At 72.9% G+C, this 218-nt stretch carries 1 protein-coding gene; it reads left to right on the top strand.

Annotated features, from left to right (window positions below):
* A partial coding sequence (locus tag OO52_RS45920) for an alpha/beta fold hydrolase (protein WP_030659618.1) occupies positions 1–218 on the top strand: 218 nt, incomplete at both ends.

The raw sequence follows: 218 nt of genomic DNA on the forward strand, positions 1-218 counted from the left end.
CGGCTACGCCGAGGCCGGCCCGGCGCACGGCCCGGTGGTCATCCTGCTGCACGGCTGGCCCTACGACATCCACAGCTACGTCGACGTCGCCCCGCTCCTCGCCGACCTGGGCTACCGCGTCATCGTCCCCTACCTGCGCGGCCACGGCAGCACCCGCTTCCTGTCCAGCCGCACCCCGCGCAACGCCGAGCAGTCCGCGATCGCCCTCGACATCATCG

Source organism: Streptomyces flaveolus, from assembly GCF_000716535.1.
Taxonomy (GTDB): domain Bacteria; phylum Actinomycetota; class Actinomycetes; order Streptomycetales; family Streptomycetaceae; genus Streptomyces; species Streptomyces flaveolus_A.